Raw genomic sequence first — 14,340 nt, forward strand, 5'->3', positions numbered from 1 at the left:
GTCAGTACAGTACGGGTGGCCGATCTATTCTGGGACGCATCTCCAAGCGCGGAAGCAAGTATCTCAGGACCCTGTTCATCCAGGCCGCGAACGTCATCCTGATGCGCCCGCACAATTGGGATCGCTTCAGCTTCGGAGCATGGCTGCAGAACGCAGCTCCACGGCTACACCGCAACAAGCTGGCAACGGCCCTGGCCAACAAGCTGGCGCGGATAGCATGGAGCATCTTGCGCAACGAGAAGACCTTCGACGCACCCCACTACGAAGTGATCGCAATCTGAATTATACCCCGAGTTCGCGACAGAGAAGATGCATGGAACGGTTCGATGAACGCATCCAGAGTCTGGTGACCCAAATGGTTGCTTGCCAACCTGTCCGCTAATAAGACCAACGATGCGTGCGTATCCCCATCAAGGCCACGGCCCGCGAGCCGATCAAACAGGCCGGATACATATCAGCGACTTCCGAAGCCCACGCACGATCTCTATTGCGAAACGCAGCCGGTCCATACATATGGGTCAAAATGCGAAGAACTCATGTTGAACAAATCTGGTCTGCTCTGCCGCGATGGGCGGACCTCCCTACAGACGCGCTGCAACTTCGCAGATGGGCCAAAAGGAGACGAAAGCGGCGTAAGTATTTTCGGCTTACTGCCGTTGCGAAGCCGTCTTCTCAGGCGCTGCTCAAGACCGCAAACGCCAACCAAGTGCTCCACGTGCTCTAGATCCTTGGAGTCGCGCAGGTTGAGATAACCCTTAAATCCCTCGACAGCCGAATAATGAACCCGATCTGCAGCCCAGTCCCAGTTTTCACCTCGAAGCCGCCGGGTTTCGCGCCGGGGGTTGCGGTCTCGGTGATTTATTGGAAGAAGAGCCGGCCAGTCCCACATGGACATTCTTGCTTACAAATTAGGAAGCCGCCCTGTCGACGTGAAAGTCGATGCCGTTCTGATACTGCAGGGATGGATCAATGGTGCTGTACGTCAGGTAGCCGACGACCGACAATTTATGTCCGCTCTTGGGATCTAAGGGAGAACCGTGATCCTCGCCATCATATCGGGAGCACGCGAGACCCGGAACGTGGCGTTGCTGCATTTCAGCGTCCAGACGTCGTGGTCCGGCCGGGATCGTTTGCTGTCTCTCGTCGCACCGAGGGCTTCTTCGCAGATGTAACCTTGCACCCGGACCTGAGCCGAGAGCGTATCCTTCGGCGTTTCAGACCCAACCGCCTGTGCTCTCGCCTCCACGTCGGAGAGAGCGGCAACGATCGTCAACCATAGCAGTGGCACAGGCAGCTTTGACATGATCGAGCCTCCAATGATGCCTCGTCGAGACATGTCGAGCGAGGTCAACCGTAGTGATCATATTCGGTGAGAGCAATCCGCACCTCCCGCGCAAAATCCACCAAAGACACCATGAAGGCCCCTACGGCAACGACGAAGAGGATGGCCACGCCACGCTCGTGCCGGACCTGGAAGAACGCGCTCACGAACCCAACTACGATGACAACGCTGATGAAGATGCTTCCCATGATGGACCAGAAGATAGCCCGGTTGATCATTGCAGCGCGCCGAACGAGGCGCGGTAAATCCTGCTTGAGACGAGCCCTAGACTGGTCCTGATCGGGAATTTGGTTGAGATAGATCGACCTGTCGATAATCCTATTCAGGCGAGCCATCAAGACCGCGATGAAGGCCGCCAGCGCACCCAGCAGGAAGGCGGGCGCGGCCGCTTGAGAAATTACATGCGAAATCTGGGTGACTGATGGCGTATCCGGGAGCATGGTTTCACCGCAGAAGTCGAGCCGACGTCGGGTCGGGAAATGGGACAGCGTCGCGCAAAGAGCCGGTCGCCGAATTAAAGATAGGCCATCATCGAGCTTACCCAGACCAGAATACCCATGATCAACCCTATGACGCCTGGCCTTTCAGCAAAAACCGTGGCCGTCCCCGGCATGCCGAGCCGGAGCCTATCACGGCCGATGTCTTCTGGTATTGAGATGACCGCGGGATAGGCCTTGGCGCCTCCGATCGACCCCACGCGCGCTAGGGTCCCCGAAACAGCAATTTGGCCTTGCCCCACACCCTGGGGAATTGCAGTGATCCTGGCATCGTAGATGCGGCCGGGATCGTCGTCGAACACCAACCTTGCCGCCGCGCCAGGCTTGATCGTCCGGTATCCGTTCGGCGCGAACATGCCAACGATGGTGATGTCGTCGCTGATAATGAAGGACATCACCGCCTTGTGTTGACCCGCCCGGTCGCCAACCGATAGCGCCATGACCGTCACATAGCCATCACCGGGCGCGGTGATCGTCGTATGCTCGAGCTCCCAGCGCGCCTGGTCGAGCTGAGCCTGTATCTGCGCCACGGTCGTATTGGTCCCGCCAATCTCGGCATCCATGGCGAGCTTGGCGCCCTGCTGCGCTGCCTTGGCCGCCTGCAGCTGGAAGTGGACCGTCTCCTGCTGCACCTGTGTGTCCTGCAGGCGGAACTGGCTTTGTGCATCGTCAACGGCCAACTGCTCGAAATCGGCCAGCCGCTTGTTGTGATACGCAAGCTGTTTCGCGAGGCCCTCGACGTTGGCCGTGGCTTGCTCATAGCCAGACTTGAGCTGAAGGACCTGTTGCTTGGCCCCCGCCAGCGACGCCTCCAGCTGGGCGACTTTATATTGGAAGGGCGCGGGGTCGATCTGGAAGAGTTTTGCTCCAGCCTTGACCGTTACGTTTGGCTGAACGGGTATCGCGATGACCTGTCCGCTGACGTTTGGCGCCACTTCGACCACCCGGGAAACCACGACGAAGCTACCGGACGGCGTCAGATAATTGAACAGTGCCAGAAAGACCGCAAGGATCAGGGCACCGGCGAGAACCACGAGCGTGCCGGACGTCCATCCCCATCTTAAGAGCTTGAGCTTCGAAAAGGTAAGCCAGACCAAAACGAGGTAAAGGCCCAGGATGATGAACATGACGAATTCCAGGTCCCTCTGCCATATGGTCGAAGTCAGACGATGAGCGGCATCTATTTGGTGACCATCCGCCGTGTCGGCTCAACGGTGCTCGTCGGGGCCTGCGGAGAGAGCGAGAATGTCAGCCAGGTATTCCAGCCGGCCGGCCGGTTTTCTGCGGCGAACTCGCCATATCCTTTTAGATTCAGATAGCCTTGCATGTCTCCCACAGGAAAAAGGAAGCCGACCTGCGGACCGACGCCCAGAACGCGAGAGCGGAAGCCACCCAGCACCGGATTCTGGCCGGAGTCATCAGTGATCTGCTGATAGGCGTAGCCGACCAGGCCGACGAAAACCTGCTTGGACAGAAACTGGGAGGCGCCCCAGTCGACGTGGAAATCGACGCCGTTCTGATATTGGGTGTCCGTGTTCTTGAAGTTGTAGGTGAAGCCTGCCACCGCGGAAAATTCATGACCGGCCTGCGGGTTGAAATAGGTGTAGCCGCCGCCGGCATCGAATGCGCCGTGACCAATCCCGAGATTGGCCAGGCGGGTCGAGCTGTAAGCGCCGACCGGGATGTCTCCCGTCACATAGGTCATGAAGTTGTGAACCCCAGCGTTCCATTTCAGGGTGGCCTGGGGGTAAAGGTCGCCGACCGAGGTGATCGAGTCGCCGAAGCTGCCCGTGCTCGTGAACGCGAAAGGACCGACGGTCGTTGTCAGCGTGCCTGCAAGATTTGCGCTGGACCGGCCGAATAGTCTGGTCACGCCGACCGCGAGCTGTCCGCCCAGAACGGGCGTCGCAAAGGTGTATGTGGGATTGAGAAGGATGAGGTCTGCCTGAGCATTCAGACGCAGATTCAAATCGACGTTGATTGTCGCGGGGATCCTGCCGACGTGAATTTCCCGAGCCGCAGCGGCGCTGCCGAAGGCGCTGACGCTGGTGTGATAATAGACCTCCGCCATCGACCAGCCGGGGACCTGCGGGGTGGCGGCAAGGCTGCCGAAGCGACCCGGAAGCCAATATGACACGCCGCCTTCGTCGGCGTGCGCATCGCCGCATGCGAGCGACGTCGTCAACATCGTCGAGGCGATGACCACGCATTTCACCAGGTCAGCGCCGACGGGCTTTGCCCGGCTTGAGTTTTCGCGTTGTTCTGTCGTCGCCGGATTGCGGTTACTCATCTTTACCCCCCAATTGGCTCATGCCGGCCCCTTAGGACCGGCATGAGCTTCGACGTCTCACTTCAGACTTTTTTCGCGGCAGGAACCGTCCACGTTCCGTTGATGATTGAAGGGTCTGTCTCCTGCGGCCAGTACATACGCAGCATCAGGATAAAATCGCCGGGAGGGGCCGGAAGCCAGTTCGATTCCTTGTCTTTCCCAGGCGAGTCCGTCTGGATGTAGAGATCGGTCGAGCCGTCTGGATTTTCCTTCAGATTCTCCCGCGCGCTGATCGAGTAGCGGTTGAGCGGATTTTTCACGAAGAAATAGCCGCTGTCGTACATGGTGAGCGACCAAAAGCCTTCGGCGGGCGGCAGGTGGCCCTTGGGAAATCGCATCACATACTTGTTCGCGCCGTTGTACTTATGGCCCTCCGCATCCTTCTGCGAAGTCGGATAGACCGCGTCCTGCGGACGATTAGCGCCGAGGCCGATCGCGGTCACCAGCGCCCGCATCAGATAGTCGTTGCCGTAGATGCCGGTTTTCGTCGTGAAGGCAAAGCCATTTTCGTCGTGAATGGCCTTGTTGATCTTGAACTGAAGCATAATCCTGTCGAAAGACGTCTCGGGGATGCGCTTGAGGAAGTCGGCCTTGAGCTTGCTCTCGTCAAAATCCTGCCCCGGAACGATGCCAATCCGCGCGAACTTGGCAAGCTGGGGCGCGTCTGCGGCGTAAGGCGGATTAGTTTTCATGAGCTCGCAAAGCAGCTTGAAATACGACACCGCATCCAAGCGGTTGACCTGTTCGCGCACCGCCGTCTTCATATCGATTGACGAATCAACCTTGCCTGGAGGTGGCGTGTACGGCTTGCCGTAGGCGCTCAGCGGAACGAGCTTGCACTCGTCTTGCAGCTTGTGCACCGCCGCGTAGTCCTCCGGCGTGCCGGTGCAATAAATTCGGCCCAGCAGCCACACGATGTTAGTGGCCGATTTGTACTCCTTCATGCCGTCCGGAAGCGTGCCCTTCCAGTCGGGCCCAGTGATCGCGTAGGTTTGCGCTCCGGTGCCGGTGGTGCGCTTGCCTGGCACCTGAAAGACCGTCGTCCAGCCATCCAGCATAGGCATGAGGAAATAGCGGCCCTTCATGTCGGGGATACTGAGGACCCACGGTTCCTTCCCGAGGTCGAAAAACGACGTCGTGTAAAGGGTGTCCGCGTTCGGCGCCGTTACATCCCTGAACGAGGCGTCCGGATACTGGCGCAACTTGATGATCTGACCCATCGGCCCGCGCGTGCCCACGGGCTCGGCGACGTTCGTGATAATCCTGCGGGTCATCTCCATCGTCACCAGCGGATAGCCGAAGATATAGGCGTCGCTGGCGAGCCAGAAATCCTCGAGACCCTGCCCGAGCCCCAGGAACGAGCCGTCCTGGGCGAGCGCCGATGGCGCGATCGCTGCGCCCGTGAGTAGTCCGACCCCACCGAGTGCAAGGTTGCGGCGCGTGATGTCCATGGTTTTCTCCTGTGCCAAAGTCGAATGAAAAGGTCCAGACGATGTAGTCTTACGGCTCCATCCTGATTCCGAGCTTCGCCCTCATGTCCTTGAAGACGACAGCGATCGCTTCGATGATCAGCTCGTCGGGATGTGCCTCGCAGTAGAGGATGACCTCATGCTCGGCCTCCTTCGATTTCCTGATGTCGAGGAAATGCTTGCGCGCGAGGCCGTTGTACCAACCGCTGTACCAGGCCGTCAGGCGATCCGCGTCGCCCTGCCAGGTTCCTGCCAGTTGCGCGCATGTCAATTTCTGGACATCCAGATAGCCGTTGGCGTCGGCATACGCACTCAGATCGGTCTGAGCCCCACTAGGCTGGAATGCTGTGAAAAATAGCGATGCCGCGAGGATGACTGCGCGCCTCATGCTGGTCTCCGATAGCTGTGAAATTGGAGACGACGTTGTCTGCCACGCGGTAATTCTGCAAAAGACGAAAGTCGTTATGACGAATTGGGCGGCGATCAATAGCAGGGCGGGAGAGGATAATAGCCGCAGCGAGGCGCGTAATAGGGATAGGCATAAGCCGCGGCGCCAAGAGCGGCCGCGCCGGCATAAGCCGCCCCGCGGTAATAGGCGCCGCGCCAGGCCGTGCGTCGGGCGACGCCAGCAAAGGACAGCGGCGTGAACGGCCGCCCGATGATGTCAATGAAGACGGAGGCTGGTCCATCGGCCCCCGCGAGATCACCCTCCAGCACGTCGACGTCGAAGGTCAGCTTGTCGCCCTCAAGCTTCGGCGATTTGAGTACGACCACGGCATCGGCCACCGACGACCCGTCTTTCTTAAATCCTGACACGGTCGCATTTGGCGGGTCCTTCGCGAAGTTGTCGCTGCCGTTGCCCCAATCCTCGACGATACGAGACGTGAAATCGTGTCCGGCTGCGCGAACAGGCCGATCCGCGAATACGATTGCGTTTGGAGAGATTCCCGCCAGCACGAGCTTCCCATCCTTCAGGCTTGCGCCGCGCGAGTTGAGAACAAAAAGAGAAGGGACGACTTCCGGCTTCGCCTGGCCGATAGGTTTCTCGAGCGGAACGTGTGGCTTCGGTTCGGTCGCAGATTGAGCGAAAAGCGATTGAGGGAAGCTTGCTAAGCCAGCAGCACAAACGGCAATCAGGATCCAACGAAAAGTCACAGGTTGTTCTCCCTTTTCAGGCGATTTTCTCTTGCGAGCGGCGCACGCGATTTTCAGAATGGTTTCGAGAATAATCCGTCGTTCAAATATTCTTCTTCGCTTATCATTTCGCGCCAATTCAGATCGCTCGTCTTGCCATTTCGCGCCAATCATTGAAACGATCAGCGGTGAATGGCGCGAGTTTTCTGGCATGCCAGCGCATGCTTTCTCGCGCGTTGCTGTTGTCTGTAAATGACGGGTTGAACTTTCATCAAACGCGAGAAATTGCGGCTGAAGCTGCTTGCGTTGGTATACCCAAGCGATTTGGCGATATCCGAGAGGCGCTTGCGTGAGTCCGCGAGCAGGCGGCAAGCAATGCTCAAGCGAATTTCAGAAAGCATTTGGCTATAGGTCGTGCCCATGACAGCAAGACGACGCTGCAATGTTCGCGAGCTTACTCGGAGCGCACGGGCCGTACTATCAATGGTTGCGTCACCATGCCGCAGCGACGTAACAACCGCTGCGCGGATGGACCGGGACGAAGGCAAGCGGACTGGTCTCATCGGCTGTAGCGAGGCACGAAGCCCTTGCTCCTTCAAAGAAAAACCGATCTCGGGGAGCCTAATGACATTACTGCGACGGGTCTGGCCACCAGGCGCCAAACTCATCCTTTGAGTGGATCGATCAGCTGTCGCGCAGGTGGGTACTCTACCAGCGGGGGGCGACAGCGTCGACGGTCTGATAGTCTGGAACTGCGCGGTTCAACCTCGGAGCGAGTAGTATGGCCGTTATTCCGCTGACCCGTTGTCAGTTTATCTTGCCGTTCGCGTATCTTCACTCTGGCGTTGGCGGGCCCACAGCGTCGCTGCTCGCAAAATTTCAGCTACCAACCTCCTTGGAAGAGAAACCGCACCTTTTCGTGCCTTTGCTACCGGCCGTCAGGTTCGCGGTGACTGCGCAGGACAAGCAGGGGCTATCCGAACTCGCCTTTCGCGCGGCTCAACTAACGTCATTTGAACATTTGAGCGAAGTCACGCGGACACGGATCCGCCACGCGCCAACTCTCTTGGTTGCCCTGCAGCACGCGTGTAGGTGGGCGTCGCTTGAAGACACGACCCTCCAACTGTGGATCGAGCCCTGTGGAGCGAGCATCAATGTCTGCAGCAGACTCCTCGGGACGGATGGTGTCCCTCGCCTCGAGATGTCCCAGTGGCTGCAGAACATGTTTGCCATACACATCGTCCGTCAGTTCGCTGGAGCAAGCTGGGCGCCGAGGGTTATTGCGTTTGAAGCAAACTATGCACCAGGCATCGAAGTGCAGCATTTTTGGCCAAATACGCGCTTTCTGTCGCATCAGAAAGCCTCCTGGATCGAAGTGCCGCTGGAGCTCGTAGGCCTCACCAATCCCGCAAATGATACTTCGCAAGCGCCGTCTGAGAACGACCCGCAACCGATTGGAACAGACGTTGTAAGCGTGCTCAAGCTTGCATTGCCCGCCTACCTCGACGAGGGCGGGCTCTCGATCATTCAGGCCGCCGAAATGGTTCGGCTCAGCGTCAGGAGTCTGCAGCGAAAACTTTCACTGGCTGGAATGACCTACGCCGGCCTGCTCGAGCGGGCCCGCTTCAACAACGCGATAAGGCTTCTGGGCGATACTGAAATTAAAATTATCGATATCGCTTTTTCATCGGGGTACGGCGATCCCGCCCACTTTACACGTGCCTTCCGTCGGATTTCCGGCTGCACCCCACGAGAGTTTCGAGTGAGGTCGAGGAGCGGGCAAGTCGAGATCAATCGCACCGTATCATCATCAAATGATGATCGCCTCTAGGGAAGCTCGCGCCTTGGACGTCTCGCATTACACCAATGCCAAGTCTTCGGCTGTCAGATCGGTCTTGAGGATCGGATCATCGACGATGTTGATCTTCCAGGCTGGGACCGCCTTCGCAAACGATGACGGGGCCGCTTTTAAAGCAGTGCCGGCGATCTATCTCGACCTGCGGACAATCTACGCGCAAGTCCCGGCGGGCTCGCTTGCATTCGGCTTCGGCCGTCCAATGTCATTCAACGCTCTTTTGGCGAGATTGAATGGTTCGGCATTTCCCAACAGCGTTCCAGCAGCGAAATCCCTCAATTTGGATGTCCCACTGACGATCGATGTCACCGACAGTGTCTCGCTATATGCTGGCGTCTCCGGCAATTCCACTGAGTTCGGTGGCGCCGGGTGGTCCTCCTTGCAAATCACGAGCTGGAACATCGGTTTCCAGGCGGATGTTTATCAGCAGAACGGCGGTCCCGTCCCGACTGTAACGTTGCAATCGACCTTCACACAGTCGATCCCCAATGATTCTCTGGCCACGACCTCTTTCAATAGCATTATCGAGCTCGACTATGCGTTCAATTTAGATGAGATTAGAAGTCTCCTCGCCGGATTTAAGTACACAGCCACGGACGCCGGCAACAAATTGGTTAAGATCAAACCGAACACGGTCGCCTATATCGGCGCTTATTATCAATGGTCGAATAATTGGAAATTCACCGGTCGTGCGGGCGTGCAATCCTTCGAGGGAGCTCAGCTATTGCACCTCGCGTCGATCAGCCCTTTACACAAGCGATCGTCCGGTTCGATCTCGATCGCATGGACGACAACGACAATCGCTTGTTTGGTATTACGGCCGAAATTATGTGGACGCCGAAGCCCACTTATCAGTTGACGGTCAGAACACCATTGTACGCAGTTCGCAATTGACCATGTGCCGATAAGACCCTCGTCGGCAGGTCTCATTAGCAAGTTAAGGCAGCACGCCGCGAGATATGAAGACGCGTGCATGGGCTCAATTCAAGTTCACTCTCGGCATGACACCTTCGCATCGATCCAGACGAGCGCGGCGTTCTTGGCCAAGCCGGATTGAGGGATCGATCGCTAGTTGCGCCCGGTCTAAGAGCTCTGAAGCTGAAGCTAATGCGACCGATACGCACCCGAAGCAGCTCAACACGCGGGAGTCCGCTGTGGGTCATTCGCTACCGGGTAGAACCCGAAACAAGTCCGGCCATGTTCGCTGTTGCGCCGAAAGCCGAAGTAATTCCGAGCATCAGCTACATAATAGAGAGAGCCATTGCAGGTTGATGGCGCTGCCGAGGACGTGATTCAAGCTCCGAAACCGGAGCCTCGAATCATGCGCCGCGAACTTAGCGATTACGAATGGACCGCCATCAAGCCGATGTTGCCCAGCAAGCCGCGAGGCGTTCGCGGGGTAAATGACCGTCGCGTGCTGAATGGTATTTTTTGGATCCTACGCTCGGATGCGCCATGGCGCGACCTGCCAGAGACCTACGGCCCCCCACCACCCGTTACAACCGCTTCGTTCGGTGGCGGTGGGCTGGCGTCCGGGACCAGATCACGGACGCGCTGGCCGCTGGTCATGACGCGGCGGTGCAGATGATCGATACCTCCTCCATCATCCGCGTGCATCAGCATGGAGCCTCTGTCGCGGACAACAATCATCAGGATATGAGTCTCTCGCGCGGTGGCCTGACCAGCAAGATTCATGCGGTGGTGGGAAGACAATGGCCTGCCGGTCTATTACGCTCTGACGCCCGGCGAGACGCACGATAACCAGCTGTGTTCGGTTCTACCCAGTGCCTTGCTTCCGCAAACGATGTTGCTCGCGGATCGCGGCTATGACGCCGACTGGATCAAGGAGCGCGCTCGCCAGCAGGGAGCATGGGCGAACATTTCGCCGAAACGAAATCGCAAAGACCGATCTGCTTTAGCCCGTACCTGCATCGCGCGCGCAACCTGGTCGAACGGTTTTTCAACAAGATCAAGCAATGTCGGCGTGTCGCGACCCGATACGATAGACTCACATCAATCCGAATTAGGCTACGCGCGAATGAGTCCACGCTCCAGGAGGTCGATCTGCTTCAACCGTTCAGGGTTTCCGTGCAAACGTGTTCCACCAAGTCCGGCCGTGCCGCGCCTCATGAGATCCATTGCGCGTCGATGCCGCGAGAGACCAGGACCGGTGTGGCGGCATCAAGGTCGGGCGCCTTTCTAGGCCTGGCCACAATGCGCGCACCGGCCTCTCCGAGGCTTTCGGCGAGCGGCATGCAACCCACATAGCGCGTGTGAAGCCAGCCGTCCCCGGCTGCAATTCGTGGTGCAGATGGGCGCAACCCCACTTCGCCCTTGTCAGGTGGCCCGGAGGCGAGTTCGTGTTCACTTTTGATTGGCGCGCAAGGCGCGCACGTCCTTCTTGAGTATTTTGCCGACGGAAGACTTCGGAAGGGATTCGACGAATTCGATGATCCTAGGCTGCTTGTATCCCGTCAGATGACGGCGACAATGCGCCTTCACATCAGCTTCGCTCAATGCGTTGTTTCTTCTCACGACAACCAGCCGGACGGCCTCGCCCGTATCGTTATCTGGGGTGCCGACCGCGGCGGACTCGAGGACGCCCTCAAGTTCCGCAACCACGCTTTCGATCTCGCTCGGGTACACATTGAAACCGCTCACTAGAATCATGTCCTTCTTACGGTCCACGATCTCGAGATACCCATCTTGGTCCATGGATCCCAGATCCCCCGTGAGATAGTAACCTCGGGCGTCGAACACTTGCGACGTCTCATCTTCGCGCTTCCAGTATCCGCGCATGACCTGCGGCCCCTTGATCGCGACTTCGCCGACCATGCCCGGAGCGACTTCCTTTCCCGTGGGATCCAGCAGAGATACGAACGTCGATGGAACGGGCAGGCCAACGCCAGGAGCTCTGATGTCCCCGGTCGGCGGATTACAGGTTACCGTGCCAGCAGCCTCCGATAGACCGTATCCTTCGCAGATCGTGCTACCGGTGCGCAGTTTCCAGCGTCGAGCTGTCTCTGGATTGGTCGGCATGCCGCCGGCCGTTGTCACCTTGAGATGGCTCCAATCGACCCTGTCGAAATCGGGATGTGCCATTAATCCGTTAAATAGCGTATTGAGCCCCGGGAACATATGGACTTTATGAGCTCTTAACGTCTTTAGGGTTGCGCTCACATCACGCGGATTGAGTATCAGCACATTCTTGCCGCCGACCCTTAGCATAACCATGCTCGTGATAAACGCTAGGATATGATAAAGTGGTAAGGGACACGCCGTGACTGGCTGCTCGCCCGTGGGAATCGTGTCGAGTGCGAGTCCAAACCATGCCTCGTTTTGCAAAACGTTGGCGACAAGGTTTCGGTGCGAGAGGATCGCCCCCTTCGATACACCGGTGGTACCACCAGTGTACTGCAGAACTGCCACATCGTCAGGCTTGATCTCGGGATTTTTGAGAACCATACGACTTCCGAGTCGCAGAGCTTCTGAGTATCTTACTGAGCCCACCAATTCGAATTGCGGAATCATCTTCTTTATCTTTCGAGCGACGAAGTTGGTAATTGCCGATTTGGGGAACGGCAGCATATCGCCGATCGAGCAGAGCACGACATGATCCATTTTCGTTGTTGCGACGCACTGATCCAACGTCGCTGCAAATATGTCCAAGATCACAATTGCCTTAGCACCGGAATCTTTTAACTGATGTTCGAGCTCGCGCGGCGTGTATAGGGGATTAACGTTCACGACGACCATTCCAGCCTTGAGGATCGCTGCCACGGCGATCGGATACTGCGGAACGTTAGGCAGCATAACCGCTACTGGATCGTCTCTGTCCACGCCAATGCTTTGGAGATAAGCAGCAAGGTGCGAACTAGCCTCGTCCACTCTTCGATATGTTATATCGGTTCCGATAAAGTTGTAGGCGGCACGATCGCCGTACTTTGAGAAACAGGCCCGGAGCAAATCGACCAGCGATCCCGAGTCTACGGTTAGGTCGATGTCGGCATCGAGGCCATCCGGATAATATCTTAGCCAGCGCCGTTCGGTCATTCTAGCTCCTTGGTTCCCGCGTTTTTTTTCGTTCAGCGGGGCATTCGCCTCTACCGAAATCTAACCATGCATCGTGGTGAGGCGACCGTCCCCGGCTTTTTGCATTCGTCCTTGCAAGCTGTTCGATGGCAGGAGGGCAGTTTCGGCCAAACTGAGGGCCGTTGCGGCCAAGGACTAGGACGCGGACTCATTAAGGCGCAGCCATAGCCTGATTGACGCAAGTTGAACGAAGGCAAGATAGTTGGCGGCGAGCCTGTCGTAGCGCGTTGCTACCCGACGACATTGTTTGATCCTGTTGAAGAATCGCTCGACCTGGTTGCGTTCGCGGTAGAGATAAGGGCTGAAGCAGATCGGATCGCGGCGATTGCTTTTCGGCGGGATGTTGGCCCACGCGCCTTTCTTCATGGCAAGCTCCCTGATCCAGTTCGCGTCATAGCCGCGGTCAGCAAGCAGCATTGCCCCGGATTTCAGACGAGACAGTAGCTTTCCGGCAAGTCGAACGTCATGGGCCTCACCGGGGCTCAGCGCCAGCCGTACCGGCAGACCATTGCTATTGACCACCGCATGGATTTTGCTCGTCAAGCCGCCGCGGGACCTTCCCATCGATTGGCGCTGGTTCCTTGTGATACAGGCTCCATGCTGATGCACGCGGACAATGGAGGTGTCGATCATCTGGACAGCGGCATCATGGGCAGTGGCAAGCGCGTCTATGATCCGGCTCCAGACACCAGCCCTCCGCCACCGAACGAAACGGTTATAGCAGGTCGTGTAAGGGCCAAAATGATCCGGCAAATCGCGCCAAGGTGCCCCGGATCGCAGGACCCAGAAGATGCCGTTGAGGACACGTCGGTCGTTCACCCGAGGAACGCCACGCGGCTTATTGGGCAGCATTGGTTTGATGGCAGTCCATTCATAGTCGGTGAGTTCGTAGCGCATGATTCGAGCTCCTGGCGACGCGGAGGGCTTGAATCATGGTTCGGCGCCCGGGCTCAACCGTCGCTAAGCGCCCGAAGGCGGACCTATTATCCTCGGAGTGAGTTTTGTCGCTCATGACCCTTAGCCGAACAAGGTGGACATCGTCGCCATGTCTGCTATCGGCGGCAGACCGGACGCGAGGCCTCGCTTTCCTTGACCGCTGCTTGTGACCCAGATGTATGGACCGGCTGCGTTTCGCAATAGAGATCGTGCGTGGGTTTCGGAAGTCGCTGATATGTATCCGGCCTGTTTGATCGGCTCGCGGGCCGTGGCCTTGATGGGAATACGCACGCATCGTTGGTCTTATTAGCGGACAGGTTGGCCAGCAACCATTTGGGTCACAGACTCTGGATGCGTTCATTGATCCGTTCCATGCATTTCTCTGTCGCGAACTCGGGGTAGGGTTCAGATTGCGATCACTTCGTGATTTGGTGCGTCGAAGGTCTTCTCGTTGCGCAAGATGCTCCATGATATCCGCGCCAGCTTATTGGCCAGGGCCGTTGCCAGCTTGTTGCGGTGCAGCCGTGGAGCTGCGTTCTGCAGCCATGCTCCGAAGCTGAAGCGATTCCAATTATGCGGGCGCATCAGGATGACGTTTGCAGCCTGGATGAACAGGGTTCTGAGATACTTGCTTCCGCGCTTGGAGATGCGTCCCAGAATAGATCGGCCACCCGTACTGTACTGAC

The 14,340-nt window shown here is 57.7% G+C and carries 13 protein-coding genes and 1 pseudogene; 4 read left to right on the forward strand and 10 right to left on the reverse strand.

Annotated features, from left to right (window positions below; translation table 11 throughout):
- Positions 1–281, forward strand: a 281-nt coding sequence (locus QRQ56_RS38920; RefSeq protein WP_438747064.1) for a transposase, incomplete at its 5' end; no start/stop codon positions are given.
- Between the two features lie 1,066 nt (positions 282–1,347).
- Here QRQ56_RS38920 and QRQ56_RS38925 read toward each other — a convergent pair.
- From QRQ56_RS38925 to QRQ56_RS38955, 7 genes are all read right to left on the reverse strand, one after another.
- Positions 1,348–1,782: a DUF2721 domain-containing protein gene (locus tag QRQ56_RS38925; RefSeq protein ID WP_438747065.1), complete on the reverse strand. Its 435-nt coding sequence runs from the start codon at positions 1,780–1,782 to the stop codon at positions 1,348–1,350.
- Positions 1,783–1,856: 74 nt separating this feature from the next.
- Complete coding sequence (locus QRQ56_RS38930; RefSeq protein ID WP_438747066.1) at positions 1,857–2,966, reverse strand: HlyD family secretion protein; 1,110 nt, start codon at positions 2,964–2,966, stop codon at positions 1,857–1,859.
- Positions 2,967–3,019: 53 nt separating this feature from the next.
- Entirely contained in the window at positions 3,020–4,027 is a 1,008-nt protein-coding gene (locus QRQ56_RS38935) for a SphA family protein (protein ID WP_438747076.1), read from the reverse strand.
- 164 nt (positions 4,028–4,191) lie between these two features.
- Entirely contained in the window at positions 4,192–5,619 is a 1,428-nt protein-coding gene (locus tag QRQ56_RS38940) for a DUF1254 domain-containing protein (protein ID WP_438747067.1), read from the reverse strand.
- A gap of 49 nt (positions 5,620–5,668) precedes the next feature.
- Positions 5,669–6,025: an HdeA/HdeB family chaperone gene (locus QRQ56_RS38945; RefSeq protein ID WP_438747068.1), complete on the reverse strand. Its 357-nt coding sequence runs from the start codon at positions 6,023–6,025 to the stop codon at positions 5,669–5,671.
- Between the two features lie 95 nt (positions 6,026–6,120).
- Complete coding sequence (locus QRQ56_RS38950) at positions 6,121–6,792, reverse strand: hypothetical protein (protein ID WP_438747077.1); 672 nt, start codon at positions 6,790–6,792, stop codon at positions 6,121–6,123.
- A 161-nt stretch (positions 6,793–6,953) separates the two neighbouring features.
- Complete coding sequence (locus QRQ56_RS38955; protein WP_438747069.1) at positions 6,954–7,439, reverse strand: helix-turn-helix domain-containing protein; 486 nt, start codon at positions 7,437–7,439, stop codon at positions 6,954–6,956.
- A gap of 113 nt (positions 7,440–7,552) precedes the next feature.
- On the opposite strand from QRQ56_RS38955, the gene QRQ56_RS38960 reads away from it, so the two are divergent.
- The 3 genes and pseudogenes from QRQ56_RS38960 to QRQ56_RS38970 form a co-directional block, all read left to right on the forward strand.
- On the forward strand, positions 7,553–8,602 hold the full coding sequence (locus QRQ56_RS38960; protein WP_438747070.1) for a helix-turn-helix domain-containing protein: 1,050 nt from the start codon (positions 7,553–7,555) through the stop codon (positions 8,600–8,602).
- Positions 8,603–8,687: 85 nt separating this feature from the next.
- Positions 8,688–9,485, forward strand: coding sequence for a hypothetical protein (locus tag QRQ56_RS38965; RefSeq protein ID WP_438747071.1), 798 nt, complete (start codon positions 8,688–8,690; stop codon positions 9,483–9,485).
- A gap of 462 nt (positions 9,486–9,947) precedes the next feature.
- Positions 9,948–10,666 (forward strand): annotated as a pseudogene (locus tag QRQ56_RS38970) (IS5 family transposase); the annotation flags it as partial.
- 324 nt (positions 10,667–10,990) lie between these two features.
- On the opposite strand, the gene QRQ56_RS38975 reads toward QRQ56_RS38970, so the two are convergent.
- The 3 genes from QRQ56_RS38975 to QRQ56_RS38985 all read right to left on the reverse strand — a co-directional run.
- Positions 10,991–12,679 carry an AMP-binding protein gene (locus tag QRQ56_RS38975; protein WP_438747072.1) on the reverse strand — a complete coding sequence of 563 codons (1,689 nt, stop codon included), beginning with the start codon at positions 12,677–12,679 and terminating at the stop codon, positions 10,991–10,993.
- Between the two features lie 174 nt (positions 12,680–12,853).
- Positions 12,854–13,615, reverse strand: a complete 762-nt coding sequence (locus tag QRQ56_RS38980; protein WP_438747073.1) for an IS5 family transposase — start codon at positions 13,613–13,615, stop codon at positions 12,854–12,856.
- A 444-nt stretch (positions 13,616–14,059) separates the two neighbouring features.
- Positions 14,060–14,340, reverse strand: a 281-nt coding sequence (locus tag QRQ56_RS38985; RefSeq protein ID WP_438747075.1) for a transposase, incomplete at its 5' end; no start/stop codon positions are given.

The sequence above is a fragment of the Bradyrhizobium sp. U531 genome (assembly GCF_051710265.1).
Lineage (GTDB): Bacteria > Pseudomonadota > Alphaproteobacteria > Rhizobiales > Xanthobacteraceae > Bradyrhizobium.